This window comes from Serratia sp. FDAARGOS_506, assembly GCF_003812745.1.
GTDB lineage: Bacteria > Pseudomonadota > Gammaproteobacteria > Enterobacterales > Enterobacteriaceae > Serratia.
The window spans coordinates 998,956-1,014,074 of sequence record NZ_CP033831.1; the positions used below are offsets into that span (position 1 = coordinate 998,956).

General features: G+C 59.5%; 13 protein-coding genes. 6 read left to right on the top strand and 7 right to left on the bottom strand.

Annotation, left to right across the window (positions count from 1 at the left end; all coding sequences use genetic code 11):
• Window positions 1–25 precede the first annotated feature (25 nt).
• The 3 genes from lpxP to EGY12_RS05040 all read left to right on the top strand — a co-directional run bounded on the left by lpxP (window position 26) and on the right by EGY12_RS05040 (window position 6,397).
• A complete protein-coding gene (gene lpxP / locus EGY12_RS05030; protein ID WP_123892766.1) occupies window positions 26–946 on the top strand; it encodes a kdo(2)-lipid IV(A) palmitoleoyltransferase in 921 nt (306 codons plus the stop codon).
• A gap of 116 nt (window positions 947–1,062) precedes the next feature.
• Complete coding sequence (locus tag EGY12_RS05035) at window positions 1,063–1,755, top strand: CTP synthase (RefSeq protein ID WP_123895560.1); 693 nt, start codon at window positions 1,063–1,065, stop codon at window positions 1,753–1,755.
• 703 nt (window positions 1,756–2,458) lie between these two features.
• Complete coding sequence (locus EGY12_RS05040) at window positions 2,459–6,397, top strand: non-ribosomal peptide synthetase (protein ID WP_123892767.1); 3,939 nt, start codon at window positions 2,459–2,461, stop codon at window positions 6,395–6,397.
• A 40-nt stretch (window positions 6,398–6,437) separates the two neighbouring features.
• Here EGY12_RS05040 and EGY12_RS05045 read toward each other — a convergent pair whose 3' ends face one another.
• Window positions 6,438–7,127, bottom strand: a complete 690-nt coding sequence (locus tag EGY12_RS05045; RefSeq protein WP_004936833.1) for an LrgB family protein — start codon at window positions 7,125–7,127, stop codon at window positions 6,438–6,440.
• Window positions 7,120–7,542, bottom strand: coding sequence for a CidA/LrgA family protein (locus EGY12_RS05050; RefSeq protein ID WP_004936830.1), 423 nt, complete (start codon window positions 7,540–7,542; stop codon window positions 7,120–7,122). Before EGY12_RS05050 ends, EGY12_RS05045 begins: the two co-directional genes overlap by 8 nt.
• A gap of 140 nt (window positions 7,543–7,682) precedes the next feature.
• Between EGY12_RS05050 and EGY12_RS05055 the strand changes: the two genes are divergently transcribed.
• Complete coding sequence (locus EGY12_RS05055; RefSeq protein WP_025304429.1) at window positions 7,683–8,570, top strand: LysR family transcriptional regulator; 888 nt, start codon at window positions 7,683–7,685, stop codon at window positions 8,568–8,570.
• A gap of 77 nt (window positions 8,571–8,647) precedes the next feature.
• Here the strand turns inward: EGY12_RS05055 and EGY12_RS05060 are convergent, their stop codons facing one another.
• The 5 genes from EGY12_RS05060 to EGY12_RS05080 form a co-directional block, all read right to left on the bottom strand.
• Window positions 8,648–10,297, bottom strand: coding sequence for a Na+/H+ antiporter (locus EGY12_RS05060; RefSeq protein ID WP_019453188.1), 1,650 nt, complete (start codon window positions 10,295–10,297; stop codon window positions 8,648–8,650).
• A gap of 198 nt (window positions 10,298–10,495) precedes the next feature.
• The gene (locus EGY12_RS05065) at window positions 10,496–11,857 is read right to left on the bottom strand and encodes an NCS2 family permease (protein WP_064290493.1); all 1,362 of its coding nucleotides are present in this window, start codon (window positions 11,855–11,857) and stop codon (window positions 10,496–10,498) included.
• A 332-nt stretch (window positions 11,858–12,189) separates the two neighbouring features.
• A complete protein-coding gene (locus EGY12_RS05070; RefSeq protein ID WP_123892768.1) occupies window positions 12,190–12,597 on the bottom strand; it encodes a VOC family protein in 408 nt (135 codons plus the stop codon).
• 47 nt (window positions 12,598–12,644) lie between these two features.
• The gene (locus EGY12_RS05075) at window positions 12,645–13,313 is read right to left on the bottom strand and encodes a glutathione S-transferase family protein (RefSeq protein ID WP_049201475.1); all 669 of its coding nucleotides are present in this window, start codon (window positions 13,311–13,313) and stop codon (window positions 12,645–12,647) included.
• Window positions 13,310–13,753 (bottom strand): lipocalin-like domain-containing protein, encoded by a 444-nt coding sequence (locus EGY12_RS05080; protein ID WP_123892769.1) that lies wholly within the window; start codon window positions 13,751–13,753, stop codon window positions 13,310–13,312. The genes EGY12_RS05075 and EGY12_RS05080 overlap by 4 nt, the downstream gene beginning before the upstream one ends.
• A gap of 196 nt (window positions 13,754–13,949) precedes the next feature.
• Here EGY12_RS05080 and EGY12_RS05085 point away from each other — a divergent pair, with 196 nt between their 5' ends.
• Both EGY12_RS05085 and EGY12_RS05090 read left to right on the top strand, forming a co-directional pair.
• Entirely contained in the window at window positions 13,950–14,210 is a 261-nt protein-coding gene (locus EGY12_RS05085) for a YdgH/BhsA/McbA-like domain containing protein (protein WP_025304435.1), read from the top strand.
• Window positions 14,211–14,359: 149 nt separating this feature from the next.
• On the top strand, window positions 14,360–15,109 hold the full coding sequence (locus EGY12_RS05090; RefSeq protein ID WP_123892770.1) for a 3-oxoacyl-ACP reductase family protein: 750 nt from the start codon (window positions 14,360–14,362) through the stop codon (window positions 15,107–15,109).
• Window positions 15,110–15,119 lie beyond the last annotated feature (10 nt).

The following is a 15,119-nucleotide window of genomic DNA, read 5'->3' on the forward strand; positions in this document are numbered from 1 at the left end:
TTTTTAACGTATAAAACGAGCTCCTATGAAATCAGCCAAAGCATTTCAACTGGCCTTGCTGCACCCGCGCTACTGGCTAACCTGGTTCGGCCTCGCCCTGCTGTTCCTGCTGGTCCAGCTCCCCTACCCGTTGCTTTACCGTCTGGGGGTGTGGATGGGGCGTACTTCGATGCGTTTTCTTAAGCGTCGTGTCGCCATCACCCGCCGCAACCTCGAACTGTGTTTCCCCGAGATGGACGAAGCGCAGCGCGAGCGCAAAGTGGTAGGCAACTTCGAATCCCTCGGCATGGGTCTGCTGGAAACCGGCATGGCCTGGTTCTGGTCAGATAAACGCGTCAAGCGCTGGTTCAACGTCTCCGGCATCAACCACCTCAAAATGGCGCAGCGCGACGATCGCGGCGTGCTGGTGATCGGCGTGCACTTTATGTCGCTGGAGCTGGGCGGCCGGGCTATGGGCCTGTGCCAGCCGATGATGGCGATGTACCGTCCGCACAACAACAAGGCGATGGAGTGGGCTCAGACCAAGGGCCGCATGCGCTCCAACAAGGCGATGATCGATCGCAAGGATCTGCGCGGCATGGTGCATGCGCTCAAGCGCGGCGAGGCGGTGTGGTTCGCGCCGGATCAGGACTACGGCCCGCGTGGCAGCGTATTCGCCCCGCTGTTCGCTGTCGATCAGGCCGCGACCACCAGCGGCACCTTTATGCTGGCCCGCATGGCCAACCCGGCGCTGGTGCCGGTGGTTCTGATTCGCCGTGAAGGTGGCCGCGGCTACGACCTGTTGATACAGCCGGCCCTGGAAGACTATCCGCTCAGCGACGAACAGGCGGCGGCGGCTTACATGAACAAAGTGATCGAAAAAGAGATCATGCGGGCACCGGAGCAATATCTGTGGCTGCACCGCCGCTTCAAAACCCGGCCGGTCGGCGCGCCGTCGCTATACTGACCCTTTTTTCCAGCCCGGCCGACGCCGGGCTTTTTTGTGCGCAGCGTTTAAAAATCTGCGGCTCAAGATCCCGCTTTCCTGTAATCTCCTTCTTTACCCGCACAGGAAAGGAAATGATGAAAGCTCAAGTCCGCATTGCTCTGGTCGGTGATTACAACCCGCAGGTCGTGGCCCATCAGGCCATCCCCGTGGCGCTCCAGCTCACCGCCGCCCACCTCGATATCGACGTGCAGCCCCAGTGGCTCCCCACCGAAACCCTGACCGCCCCCGAAGTGCTGCAAGATTTCGACGCTATCTGGGTGGTGCCGGGCAGCCCGTATCGTTACGACGACGGCGCCTTTATGGCGATCCGCCATGCGCGGGAAAACGACGTGCCGTTTCTCGGCTCCTGCGGCGGTTTTCAATACGCCATCGTCGAGTACGCCCGCAACGTGATGGGCTGGCACGACGCTGGTCATGCGGAAACCGACAGCGGTGGCCGGCTGGTGATCGCTCCGCTGAGCTGCTCATTGGTGGAAAAAACCGGCGACATCGTTTTCCAGCCTGACACCCGCGTCGCGCGGGCCTACGGCAGCCTGAACACCCATGAAGGCTACCACTGCAACTTCGGCGTCAATCCGGAGTTCGTCGCCGATCTGCAGCGTTATCCGCTGATCATCAGCGGCCACGACACCGAAGGCAACGTGCGCGCCATCGAGCTACCGGCTCACCGTTTTTACGCCGCTACGCTGTTCCAGTCGGAACGCGCCGCGCTGCGCGGCGAGCTTTCGCCGCTGGTGGTGGAGCTGGTGAAAACCGCCGCCAGTTAACTCGCTCTTTCCTCCCCACATACCGGGAGTGCTACGGCGCAGCGAGACACAGTTCACGTTGCGCCTTTTCATGTCGAATATCAATCAGCGACAACGCCTTTCATTATTATCTCATTAAAGTTAATCAATTAATTATCCAATAACGGATCATTCATCTCAGTTTAATTTAATCGTCATACTTACATGGCCGCTAACAGCAACATTAACGATTAAAGAAATACATAAAGTGGCAATAAACGTGATTTTCATTATTCCTCTTATAATAATATAAGATAAGAAATTCTTTATAATTTTTTATGATTCAGCCTGTTACCCCTTACTGAGAAGTGAAAGCTCATATTCGCCCCAATAACGGCCCCATCCTCTGCAACCTGTTATCGCCATGCCCACCTTACACGCAAAAACAAAAAATAGACCAATAAACAAATAGATAAAGAAGCTCAAGTTCACTGCGCCACCCCGTAAAAGCAGCAATCCTCGATGAGCAGCCTATAAAAAACAGCAAGAAAACAAGATTAAAAACAAATGATATCGAAATAATTAATTAAAAAATAACTCAAACAAAAATAATTTAATCAAACCATTAAAAATATTTAATGTAAAACCAGGCTAATTTAACAACCACCTTTTATAATGTTCGAGTGCCTGGCTACGACTCACTTTATTTAATTCGATTAATTCCTTATTTTTTGGAGGTGGTTCCGTGTCCGCTTATTCCCTGACGACCGTGCAACAAGCCGTGTGGCTAGACCAATCTTTAAACCCCGATATCCCCTTATATAACATTGGGTGTTTGTGGCGCGTAGAGCGCGAGATTTCGTTGCCGCTGTTTCAAGAGGCCATACGGCAAATACAGCAACAACATGATGCGCTGCAAACCACGCTGAAAGAAACGCCGCAAGGCATTACTCAGGAAACCCGCGACCGGGCCTATATCGACTTGCACTACCACGATTTTTCGCGCAGACAAGATGCCGTCGGCCAGGCGGAAGCACACCTTCGTTCTCAATTCCTGCAGCCTTATTCACTGTATGACAGCCTGCTCTGGCGCTGCCATCTGGCCAAAGTCGGCGAATCCAGCACGCTATGGCTGCTTGCTTCCCATCACCTGATTGCGGACGGCACCTCAATTTCTCTGCTGAGCAAAATGATCATGGAGCGTTATAAACAATTAAAAACAGGGGAAAAAAACGAATTCACCCGCTCACGTTACCAGGACTTCGTCACCAGCGATCGAACCTATCAGCAATCGCCACGCTACGAGCGCGATCGTGATTTTTGGTTGGAACGTTTCACCAACGCGCCCCCCTCCATGCTGGAGCGCCGCCAAAATCACTGTGAGCAGCAAACCTACCCCAGCAGCCAGATAATCAAGCGGTTGCCACGCGAGCGTTTCCTTCAGTTGGAGCAATACGCCGCCGCACAGGGCGGTTCTGCAATGCATTTTTTGAGCGCTCTGCTCGCCACCTGGTTCTCCCGGATTTGGCAAACCGAGCAATTCACGCTGGGCGTGCCGGTACATAACCGCAGTACCGCCGAACATAAGCAAACGCTGGGCATGTTTTCCTCGATGCTCCCCCTGCGCATCACGGTCGATTCGCAGCAACCCTTCGGTCACTTACTGCGGCAAATCGGCAGCGAGCTGCGTCAGTGTTATCGCCACCAACGTTTCCCCATTGCCGAACTCAACCGCCATCTGAATCTGCATCAGCAGGGGCGACGCCAGCTGTTCGACATCAGCTTTTCGCTGGAGGTTTTTCCGACCGACATCGAACTGGAAGGCTGCCAGTTCAAGGTTGAAAACCTGCACCACGGTCAGGAACAGCTGCCCCTAGGCATCTACCTGCGCCATTATCATCCGGGTGACGATCCGCTGCTGGAGTTCAACCTCAATCAGGCCTGGTTCAGTCAAGAGGACGGTGAGCGCATCGCCGCACGCATACTGCACCTGCTGGACACGCTGCTGGACGGCGATCCGGCGCTGCCGCTGGGGCAGTTACCGCTGCTGTTGCCGCAGGAAAGAGAGCAAATCTTCCATCAATGGAATGACACCCGACAAACATGGGCAGACATGCCGCAAGGCATTCATCAATTCCTGGAACGGCAGGCTGCGCTGACGCCGCAGGCGCCGGCACTGTGCTACGAAAATCACGAAATCAGTTATCAACAGCTGAATCAGCGGGCCAATCGATTGGCCGCCTTTCTCCGGCTGCAGGGCTTACAGCCTGACGACCGCGTCGCAGTATGCGTCAGCCGCAGCCCGGAGATGGTGATTGCCCTGTACGCCATCCTGAAGGCGGGCGCCGCCTATGTTCCGCTCGATCCCGATTATCCGCAGGACCGCCTGCGCCACATGCTGGAAGATTGCGGCGCCCAATTCGTTTTAATCGACGATGGTGGCGAACAGGCACTGCACCCGTTGCGGGATATCGCCGTGCCACGGTTGCATCTGCAGCGTGAAAGCTACCTATGGCGACAAGCGTCGGATGATAACCCACCGCCGCTGACCACCGAGCTGCAGCGCTGCCTGGCTTACGTGATCTACACTTCCGGTTCAACGGGAAAACCCAAAGGGGTGATGAACGAACACCGCGGGGTGATCAACCGTTTACTGTGGATGCAGCAGGCTTACCCATTGACGCCGGAGGATGTCGTGCTGCAGAAAACGCCGTTCAGCTTCGACGTCTCGGTCTGGGAGTTTTTCTGGCCGATGATGGTCGGCGCCCGGCTGGCCATCGCCAAACCGGGCGGTCACCAGGAACCGGATTATCTCAGCGCCTGCATCGCCCAACATGGCGTCACCACGCTGCATTTCGTCCCCTCAATGCTGCAGCTGTTTTTACGCCACGGCGATATGGCGCAATGTGCCTCCCTGAAACGCATTATGTGCAGCGGCGAAGCATTGCCGCTCGCCACTGTACAACGCTGCCTGCAGCAGTTGCCGCAGGCAGAACTGCACAATCTCTACGGCCCGACAGAAGCAGCCGTTGACGTTTCCAGCTGGCAATGCCTGCCCGATGATCCACGCCCCTTGGTACCGATCGGTAAACCGATTGCCAATACCCAGCTCCACATTCTGGATGATCAACTGCAGCCATTACCGCCTGGCATCGCCGGCGAATTGCATATCGGCGGTATTCAGGTTGCTCGCGGCTATCTGAACCGCGTAGAGCTGAGCGCCGAGCGATTTATCGCCGATCCCTTCAGCCCTGACCCGCAGGCTCGCCTGTATAAAACCGGCGATCTGGCCCGCTGGCTGCCGGATGGTAACATTGAGTATCTGGGCAGAAACGATTTCCAGGTCAAAATCCACGGCCTGCGTATTGAATTAGGCGAGATCGAACAGCAGCTCAGACAGTGTCCGGGCGTTGAAGATGCGGCTATTCTGGCGCGGGAAGATGAGAGCGGCGGCAAGCGCCTGGTAGCCTATGTCGTCGCCCCTGAGCAGGGCGCCGGCGCCACCGAATGGCGTCGGCAGTTACAGCAGCACCTGCCGGACTTTATGGTGCCGTCCTGTTTTATCCGACTGGATACTTTCCCACTGTCCCCCAACGGCAAGCTGGATCGCAAGGCTTTACCGGCACCTGCCAACATGCAGGAAACCGCCGCTTATGAGGCCCCGCAAGGCGAGCTGGAACAGCAGCTTGCCGAACTGTGGAGCGAACTGCTCGGCACAACACGCATTGGCCGTGACGATGACTTCTTCGCGCTGGGCGGCCATTCGCTGCATGCCATTCAGCTGCTGGTCAAACTCAAGCGATATGGGCATTCGTTGGGCATTAAAACGCTGTTTGCTCACCCGACGCTGCGCGGCCAAGCCCGTGTTATCACCGACGGCGTACCCGCAATGGCTCCTGTCACCTCCGAGCCCCTGCAGCAGCTGTTGGCGCGTCTGAATCAGGCCAGTTTCACCTTTAAACAGGTAGAGCGCTTGAACCATGCTATCGGCCCCGACAGCGTCTGGATGATCCACCCTGCCGTCACCGGTTGCGATGTTTACCGCGATTTGGCGAACTATTTGGAGAAGGATTTCAAAGTCTTAGGCATCAACAATTACAACCTGTTCCAGCAGCCGCACATCACTTCACTGCGCGAGCTGGCGTCATATTACCTCGGCCATATGCGGCTGTCGCCGGCACGCCCCGTGCGTCTGTTGGGTTGGTCGCTAGGAGGGCTGATCGCACTGGAGATGGCTGCTCAACTGGAAAGCCAGGGCTATCGCGACATCCAGCTATTCCTGCTTGACACTTTCTACCGAACCCCATTCCAAATCCGCAGCGAGCCGGGCATGCTGGCGGCGATGCTGGCCATGCTGGGCATTGACGGCGAGGCCGCCGAGCGGGCGTTAAAGGCAGAGCCGACGGAGCTGGCATTGGCGAAGCAAACGCTCAGCGCACCGTTGCAACATGCCCGCATCACGCTGTTCAAAGCGACCGAAGATGCAAACCTGAATATCGCCGGCCTGGGCGATGAACGGGAACTGCTGGCGATTGCCGACAATGGCCTGTCGGCAATCAGCCAACATCTGCAGGTGCATCCGCTGGCCTGCAACCATCACTCTATTATCTTCAGCCACGAGGAAATAGGGCGCGCCTTGCGACAGTCGTCGCGCACGCCGGCGATGCTCGGCAATCTTCCCTGACGCTATACGGTCTGCGGCGTTGTTCGCTGCAGACCGCCCCCTACCACATCAGCCGACCGATCAGCGGCGCGGCCACCACCGTGATAATGCCGGCCAGCATCATCACCAGGCTCGACACCACGCCCTCCTGCGGCCCCAGCTCATAGGCGCGGGCGGTGCCGGCGCCGTGCGACGAGGCGCCAAATCCGGCCCCCTTCGCCAGGCGGCTGCGCACCGCCAGGCGTAGAAACAGAATGTCGCCCACCGCCATGCCGAACACCCCGGTGATCACCACAAACAGCGCCACCAGATCCGGCTGGCCACCCATCTGTTTGGCGGCCTCCAGCGCGAACGGCGTAGTGATTGAACGCACCGCCAGACTGCGCTGCACCTCTTCCGGCAGCGTCAGCAGGCGCGCCAGCCACACCGAACTGTACACCGCCACCAGCACCGCCGTCGTTACCCCGGCGGTCAGCGACAGCCAGTGGCGGCGGATGATATGCAGGTTCTCGTACACCGGCACCGCGAAGGCGATGGTCGCCGGCCCCAGCAACCACAGCAGCCAGTGGGTTTCGCCGATGTAATCCTGATAGGAGATGTGGGTGACCACCAGCAGCAGCACCAGGATCATCGGCGTCAGCACCAGCGGCATCAGCAGCAGCGTACGGCGACGGCGATAGAGCTTCTTGTTGGCGAAATAGAGCGCCAACGTCGCCAGAAAACAGGCCAGGCTGAGGATAAAATCATTCATGGCGCTGCTTCCGTCGCTGCAGCCAAATCTCCAGCCGATACACCCTGTCCACCACCAGCCCGGTAGCGCCCAGCGTCAGCATGGTGCTGACCGCGATCACCAGAAAGATCTTCCAGCCCTCGACCATCAGCAACTGGGCATAGTTGACCACCGCCACCACCGCCGGCACGAAGAACAGCAGCATTTCCGCCAGCAGCCAGCGGGAACCGGCCTTGACCCAGCTCAGCGGCAGAATGCGCAGCAGGATCAGCGCCAGCAGCATCAGCATGCCGACGATATTGGCGGGGAGCGGCAGGTGGAATTGTTGCACCAGACGATCGGCGATCAGGAACAGCGCCGCATACAACGCCACCTGAATCGGCACCTGCAAACGGGTCAGCAGGGAGGGGGCAACGCGGCGTAACGCCAGAGACATGAAAGATGACCTCAAACAATAAATTGACGGCCTACAGTATACGCAGCCGGGAAACCACGCCTGAAATGAATTAAAATTATCGACATCATGCCGTCCGGGAATAGTTTCCCGCCGGTAGCGTCCCCAAGGAGAACCCTAACGTGGATGTCCGCACCCTGCGCTACTTCGTTGAAGTGGTGCGCCAGCAAAGCTTCACCCGCGCGGCGGAAAAACTGTTCGTCACCCAGCCCACCATCAGCAAGATGCTGCGGCATCTGGAAGAGGAGCTGGAATGCACGCTGCTGATCCGCGAAGGCCGCAAGCTGCGCCTGACCGACAGCGGCCAGGCGGTGTATCAGCGCGGCCTGACGATCCTCGACGAATTCCGTCAGCTGGAGGCGGAGCTGGAAGACATCAGCTCGGTGAAAAAGGGCGTGCTGCGGCTGGGCATTCCGCCGATGGTCGGCAGGCAGATCGCCGATCTGATCCGCCGCTTTCGCCAGACCTACCCCGGCATCGAATTGAAAATTTCCGAGCTGGGCGGGCTGTCGGTCGAACAGGCGGTGATGTCCGGCGAACTGGATCTGGCGATGACGGTGCTGCCCTTCGATTCGGAGCAGCCGCTGACCTTTCTGCCGCTGCTGGGCCATCCGATGTGCGTGGTGGCGCCGCGTACGCCGCAGTGGCTCAACCGCACCCGCATCAATATCGCCGAATTGGCCGACAGCCCGATCCTGATTTATAACGAAGACTTTGCGCTGTACAAGATGCTGATGAAGGCGTTTCGCCAGGCCGGTTTCGAACCGCAAATCGCGGTGCGCAGCGGCCAATGGGACTTCCTCGCCTCGATGGTGCAGGCCGGCGTGGGCATCGCCATGCTGCCGGAGCCGGTCTGCCGCTGGCTGGACAAGGAAAACCTGGTCTGGCTGCCGCTGGAGCCGCGCATGGAGTGGAAAATCGGGCTGATCTGGCGCCAGGGCAGCTACCTGTCGCACAGCGCGCAGGCCTGGATTGCCTGCTGCCGCGACTACTGGCCGCCGCTCAAGTAACCCAAAAAACAAGGGCCGCGCAGGCGGCCCTTCAGGACAGGAATAAAGAGGAAAAACGTTTATTCCTCCTTGGCGGTTTACCCTTCGCGCTCGATCAACAGCGCTTCGAGCAGGTCGAGATCGTGCAGCAGTTTTTGCAGCGTCTCGTTACTGATTTTCTGCGTGGCGCGCAGGTGGTACAGCTCGCCGCGCTCGGCACGCAGCGCCGTCAGGCGGAAACGCCGCTCGAGGTTTTCCATCGCCAGCGCATTTTCGATGTCGTCTTTCGACGCGATACGCCGCCGCAGCATGCCCGTTACCCGCGAACTGACCTCTTTCAACACCTGCGGATCGAGGTTCTCTTCGGTATCGGCAACCAGGCGCTCTTCCATTTTATTCACGCTCTCGATCGCCACTTCGGCCGCCATGGCGATCGCCATGCGCTCTTCCTGCTTGCTGGCGCTCTTGTCGGTGACCTGCACGCCGCGCAGCAGCAGCGGCAACGCCAGCACGCCGACGATCAACGACAGCAGGATCACCCCGGCGGCGATAAACACCAGCTGATAGCGTGCCGGGAAGGCGGTGCCGTCGCTCAGCAACAGCGGGATCGACAGCACACCGGCCAGGGTAATCGCCCCGCGTACCCCGGCGAACGACGCCACCCACAGCTCGCGCGTGCTGTAATCGCCAAACTGCAGCGGACGCTTTTTCATAAAGCGGTTGCTGGTCTTCTTCATCACCCACAGCCAGGTGAAACGCAGCACCAGCAGCGCGGCGTAGATAGTGGCCACGTCGGCGAACAGATACCAGGTCTGGATGGTCGGATCCAATTCCGCCTGCAGGATAGAGGTTTCAAGAATGCCCGGCAGCTGCAGGCCCAACATGATGAACACCATGCCGTTGAACACGAACTCCAGCATCGCCCATACGCTGTTAGCGCGCAGGCGCATCGCCAGCGGCGCGTTGCGGATCACGCCGGACTGGCTGATGGTCATCCCCGCCGCTACCGCCGCCAGGATGCCGGAGACGCCGATGTGTTCGGCGATCAGGTAAGAAGCGAACGGCAGCAGCAGCAGGAATACGATCTGGGTTGCCGGATCGTCGCCGCTCCAGCGGCTCATCACCCGCAGCGATTTACTGTAGGTCCAGGTGACCGCCACGCCGGCCAGCAGGCCGCCGATCGCCACTTTGAGGAACTCGAGGGTCGCGCCGCCCACGGTGAACACCATGGTGCCCATCGCCACCGCGATGGCGAACTTGAGCGACACCAGGCCGGACGCGTCGTTCATCAGCGCCTCGCCTTCGAGCACGCCCATGATCGGCTTGGGAATACGCCCTTTACCAACGATACCGGACAGCGCCACGGCATCGGTCGGCGACAGCACCGCTGCCAGTGCGAAGGCCGCCACCAGCGGAATGCCCGGCACCATGGCGTAGATCAGGTAGCCGACGCCGACCACGGTGATCAGCACCAGCACCAGCGCCAGGCCGAGAATTTCACGCCCGTGGTGCAGGAATTCGCGCGTCGGCGTTTTCCAGCCGTCGGCGAACAACAGCGGCGGGATGAACAGCACCAGGAACAGTTCGGGATCAAAGTCGACGTGCAGCCCGAAATGCGGCCAGGCCAACAGGGCCCCAATGGCGATTTGCATCAGCGGCAGCGGCACCTGGAACGGCAACATGCGCGTCACCACCCCGGACAGGGAGACCACCAGGATCAAAATGAGGATTGTAAAAAAGATTTCCATGCTTTCCTTAGACTCTACGATTCAGACGACATCGGCTCAGGGCCTGCGTTGGTTCCGATAGTAGATCACTTTTTTTACAGCCGTTAAAGCTTGTTGTGCCTTTCAAAACGCGGTGCAGAGCAGAAGAAGACTTATCTTAAGAAGGGAAATGCCGCAGCACGTTTCCCCCGCCCGCCGGGCGAGGGAAACCTGAGGGCCTTAAATCGCCCAGCCGCCGGCGTAGAACGCCACCAGCGCCACGGCGATCAGCACGGTGCCGATGTTCAGCTTGCGCCATTCGCCGGAGAAGATGCGGCCGATGACCAGCGAGCTGAAGCCCAGCATGATGCCGGTAACGATATTGCAGGTCAGTACGATGAACACCGCGCACAGCAGGCCGGCCATCGCATCGACGAAGTCGTTGAAGTCCAGCTTGGTGACGTTACTCAGCATCAGCAGGCCGACGTACATCAGCGCCGGTGCGGTGGCGTAGACCGGCACCAGATAAGCCAGCGGCGACAGGAACAGGATCAGCAGGAACAGAATGCCGACCACGGTAGCGGTCAGGCCGGTCTTGCCGCCCGCGGCGGTGCCGGCGGCGGACTCGATGTAGACCGCGGCGGGCGCGGCGCCCACCAGGCCGGAGAAGATGCTGCTCAGGGAATCCGAGGTCAGCGCCTTGCCGCCGTTGATAATCTGCCCGTCTTTATCCAGCAGGTTAGCCTGCCCGGCCACCGCGCGGATGGTGCCGGTAGCGTCGAACACCGCGGTCATCACCAGCGCCAGCACGCTCGGCAACACCACCGGCTGCAATGCGCCCATGATATCCAGGCTGAAGATCAACGATTTGCCGTCAGCGTCCGCCAGGCTCGGCATGGCGAACAGCCCCTGGTATTTCACCGCCGGGTCGAAGATCAGGCCGATGATGGAAATGGCGATGATCACCAGCAGAATGCCGCCGGGTACACGCAGTTTTTCCAGGCCGAAGATCACCGCCAGGCCGAGCAACGTCATCACCACCGGGAAGGAGGTGAACGCGCCGAGCGCCACCGGCAAGCCGTCCAGCGGGTTCTTCACCACCAGGCCGACGCCGTTGGCGGCGATCAGCAGCAAGAACAAACCAATGCCGATGCCGGTGCCGTGCGCCACGCCCATCGGCAGGTTGCGCAGGATCCAGGCGCGGATGCCGGTGACCGAGATGACGGTAAACAGCACGCCCATCAGGAACACCGCGCCCAGCGCCACAGGAATGCTGATGTGCTGGCCCAGCACCAGACTGAAGGCGGTGAAGGCGGTCAACGAAATTGCACAGCCGATGGCCATCGGCAGGTTAGCCCACAGCCCCATCAGCAGCGAGCCCAGACCGGCCACCAGGCAGGTGGAGACGAACACCGCCGCCGGCGGGAAGCCCGCTTTGCCCAGCATGCTCGGCACCACGATCACTGAGTACACCATCGCCAGGAAGGTGGTCAGCCCCGCCACCACTTCCTGGCGCACGCTGCTGCCGCGCGCGGAAATTTTAAAATAGCCATCAAGCCCGCCGGTTGGTTTTGCGGCGTGGTTCGCTTGAGAGTTCGACATAGGTTACTTCCCCTGTGTTTCATGAATCGGCCCGTCGCAGCAGGCCTGTAATCTCGCCCGCGCCCGATCGTCACGTAATCGTTTACGTTACGTCCCGCATCCTTGCCCTTCCGTCGCACCGCCAACGGCGATGCGCACCAAGGCAAACGTTTAACTCGCAGCGCGCGGTACGGGTGATTTATGGTGGTTTATTCAAGGCAAACGATTATCCTGCCTTCCATAGCGTCTAATCAACTAAAGATCGCGGCAATTTATGCAGAAAGCGGCAGGAATGGCGCCTGCACGATAAAACCGGGGCGACGGCCGCCCCGGCAAACGCCGCCACGGCGAGGCTATTGCACCTGCAGTGCCGCCGGATCCATGTACATCAACTCCCAGATATGACCATCCAGATCCTGAAAACCGTGGCCGTACATCGTGCCGTAGTCCCGCGGCTGATGGTAGGTGTTGCCGCCGCCGGCGACCGCTTTGCGCACCAGTTCGTCCACCGCCGCCCGGCTGGGCTGCGACAGGCACACCAGCACCTCGGTGGCCTGTTTGGCGTCGCCAATCGGATTCGGGGTAAACATCCTGAATTTATCGTGGGTCAGCAGCATCACGTAAATCGTGTCGCTGACCACCATGCATGCGGCGGTGTCGTCGGTAAATTGCGGGTTGAAAGTGAAACCCAGGTGGGTGAAAAACGCCATCGAGGCGGGCAGATCGCGAACGGGCAGGTTAACGAAGATTTGCGTAGCCATGGGCTACCTCCGATGAAGAATGACCCCATCGAGTATAGCCCATCCGGTTAACTCAGCAGGTCGTAAGGGCCGCCCTGCTCCAATGCCCGCTGGTAGGCGGGCCGGGCGTGAATGCGCTGCAGAAAGCCACGCAGTTTCGGGCAATCATCCAACGCGCCGCGCGCCGCCATCGCCTCCAGCGGGAAGCTCATCTGAATGTCCGCCGCGCTGAAGTCGTTGCCGACGAACCAGCTGCCCTTGTTCAGGTGTTGTTCGAGGAATTCGCAGTGCGGCGCGATCTGCTTGTCGAGGTATTCGCGCTGCACGCCCTTGCCGATCGCGCCGGCCACCGGTCGCAGCAGCCAGGGGATCGGCGGCTGCCCGAGACGGCTGAACACCAGTTTCATCACCAACAGCGGCATCAGCGATCCTTCGGCATAGTGCAGCCAGTAGCGGTATTGCTGGCGTGCGTGAAAGTCGGTCGGCATGAACATCCCTTGCGCGTCATAGGCTTCCTGCAGGTATTCGATGATGGCGCCGGACTCCGCCAGCGTCAGATCGCCGTCGACGATCACCGGTGATTTGCCCAGCGGGTGGATCTTTTTCAGCGCCGCCGGCGCCAGCATGGTCTGCGGATCGCGTTCGTAGCGTTGCACCTGATAGGGGACGCCCAGCTCTTCCAGAAACCACAGAATGCGCTGCGACCGCGAATGATTGAGATGATGAACAATGATCATGACGAAGCTCCTGTCCGCTGCCACACCAGTTCGCCAACCTGCACGCCGTTGCCGAGCTGCAAGGGCACCGTGCGCAACGTCAGCCGATCACCGCTGAAAGCGTAAAAACGCACCTGACGGCTGCCTACCCAGTTGGGGAACGAACAGCCTTCGACCTGATGCACCACCCGTTGCTCGCTTTCCTCCACCTGATAGCGGCCGAAGTAGCAAATCATATTGATGAAGGCGGTACGGATCTCCTGTTCGGACCCCTGCGCCAAATCGTCTGCGGCGAAACGCGGCCGCACGGCGCTATATAGCTGCGCCGCCATCGTGCCGTTGGCCTCATAGTGGATGCGCCCCAACACCTGCTCGCCCAGCGGATAATTCAACTCGCCGCTCTGATTTTTAAACGCCGACGACACCAGCGCCCAGCTGCCGATAAACGCATTTACCGTCATTACGCTTCTCCGGTTAAGGATCGTCTGTAAAGGGTAGTGGTGATTTTTCCCGCGCGCCAGCGGGTTAAAAAATGGTCAATTTATTTGAATGAGATACTCAAAACTCTCCGATTTTTTATTCCAGCCTATAGCACTACTATTTAACACATCGAGAGACAACGGGCTCTCACCTAATCAATACGCTGAGGAATACATCATGAAAAACGTCAAAATTTTTGCTACCGCTGCGCTGCTGGCTACCGCTTCTTTCGCGACCTTCGCCGCTGACCTGCCTTCCAGCCAACCTGCTGCAGACGCCCAGAAAATCGGCGTAGTCTCCGTTAGCGGCGCAACCAACCTGAGCGCGCTGGAAAGCGAACTGGCCAGCAAAGCCGCCGCGTCGGGCGCCAGCTCATACCGCATCGTCGCCGCCGGTGGTCAGAACAAACTGTACGGCACCGCAGAAATCTTCAACTGATCGTCGAACAGCCAATCGACGGAAGAAAGAAGCCCCGCAAGGGGCTTTTCTCGTTGTTGGCAGGCAAAGCTCTTTGTGCACCGTGACCGCCAGACATTTCACCGATACTGGGAATAACGCCTTACCCTCACCCACTTTGGAGAAATAACATGACCACAGCACAACCTCTGCAAGGCAAAGTCGCGTTCGTTCAAGGCGGTTCACGCGGTATCGGTGCCGCCATCGTTAAACGGCTGGCGAGCGAAGGCGCCGCGGTCGCCTTTACCTATGCCGCCTCGGCCGATCGCGCCGAAGCGGTGGCAAGCGCCGTTACCGCCGCCGGCGGAAAAGCCCTCGCCATCAAGGCCGACAGCGCCGATGCGGCAGCGCTGCAGCAGGCAGTGCGCCAGGCGGTCAGCCACTTCGGCAATCTGGATATTCTGGTGAACAACGCCGGGGTGTTTACGCTGGGCAGCACCGAGGAACTGGCGTTGGAAGACCTGGATCGCATGCTGGCGGTCAACGTGCGCAGCGTGTTCGTCGCCAGCCAGGAGGCGGCGCGCCACATGAACGACGGCGGCCGCATCATCCACATCGGCAGCACTAACGCCGAGCGCGTGCCGTTCGGCGGCGCGGCGGTGTATGCGATGAGCAAATCGGCGCTGATCGGCCTGACCAAAGGCATGGCGCGCGATCTCGGCCCGCGCGGCATCACCGTCAATAACGTGCAGCCCGGCCCGGTGGACACCGAGATGAACCCGGACGCCGGCGAGTTCGCCGATCGGCTCAAGCAGCTGATGGCGATCGGCCGCTATGGCAAAGATGAAGAGATCGCCGGCTTCGTCGCCTACCTCGCCGGCCCGCAAGCGGGTTACATCACCGGCGCAAGCCTGAGCATCGACGGCGGCTTCTCGGCGTAACGTCCCCTGA

Bases quoted from the DNA above. Each gene is read 5' to 3' on its own strand.
- lpxP (WP_123892766.1), top strand. From the start codon at position 26: ATGAAATCAGCCAAAGCATTTCAACTGGCCTTGCTGCACCCGCGCTAC.
- EGY12_RS05035 (WP_123895560.1), top strand. From the start codon at position 1,063: ATGAAAGCTCAAGTCCGCATTGCTCTGGTCGGTGATTACAACCCGCAG.
- EGY12_RS05045 (WP_004936833.1), bottom strand. From the start codon at position 7,127: ATGAATGATTTTATCCTCAGCCTGGCCTGTTTTCTGGCGACGTTGGCG.
- EGY12_RS05050 (WP_004936830.1), bottom strand. From the start codon at position 7,542: ATGTCTCTGGCGTTACGCCGCGTTGCCCCCTCCCTGCTGACCCGTTTG.
- EGY12_RS05060 (WP_019453188.1), bottom strand. From the start codon at position 10,297: ATGGAAATCTTTTTTACAATCCTCATTTTGATCCTGGTGGTCTCCCTG.
- EGY12_RS05065 (WP_064290493.1), bottom strand. From the start codon at position 11,857: ATGTCGAACTCTCAAGCGAACCACGCCGCAAAACCAACCGGCGGGCTT.
- EGY12_RS05070 (WP_123892768.1), bottom strand. From the start codon at position 12,597: ATGGCTACGCAAATCTTCGTTAACCTGCCCGTTCGCGATCTGCCCGCC.
- EGY12_RS05075 (WP_049201475.1), bottom strand. From the start codon at position 13,313: ATGATCATTGTTCATCATCTCAATCATTCGCGGTCGCAGCGCATTCTG.
- EGY12_RS05080 (WP_123892769.1), bottom strand. From the start codon at position 13,753: ATGACGGTAAATGCGTTTATCGGCAGCTGGGCGCTGGTGTCGTCGGCG.
- EGY12_RS05085 (WP_025304435.1), top strand. From the start codon at position 13,950: ATGAAAAACGTCAAAATTTTTGCTACCGCTGCGCTGCTGGCTACCGCT.
- EGY12_RS05090 (WP_123892770.1), top strand. From the start codon at position 14,360: ATGACCACAGCACAACCTCTGCAAGGCAAAGTCGCGTTCGTTCAAGGC.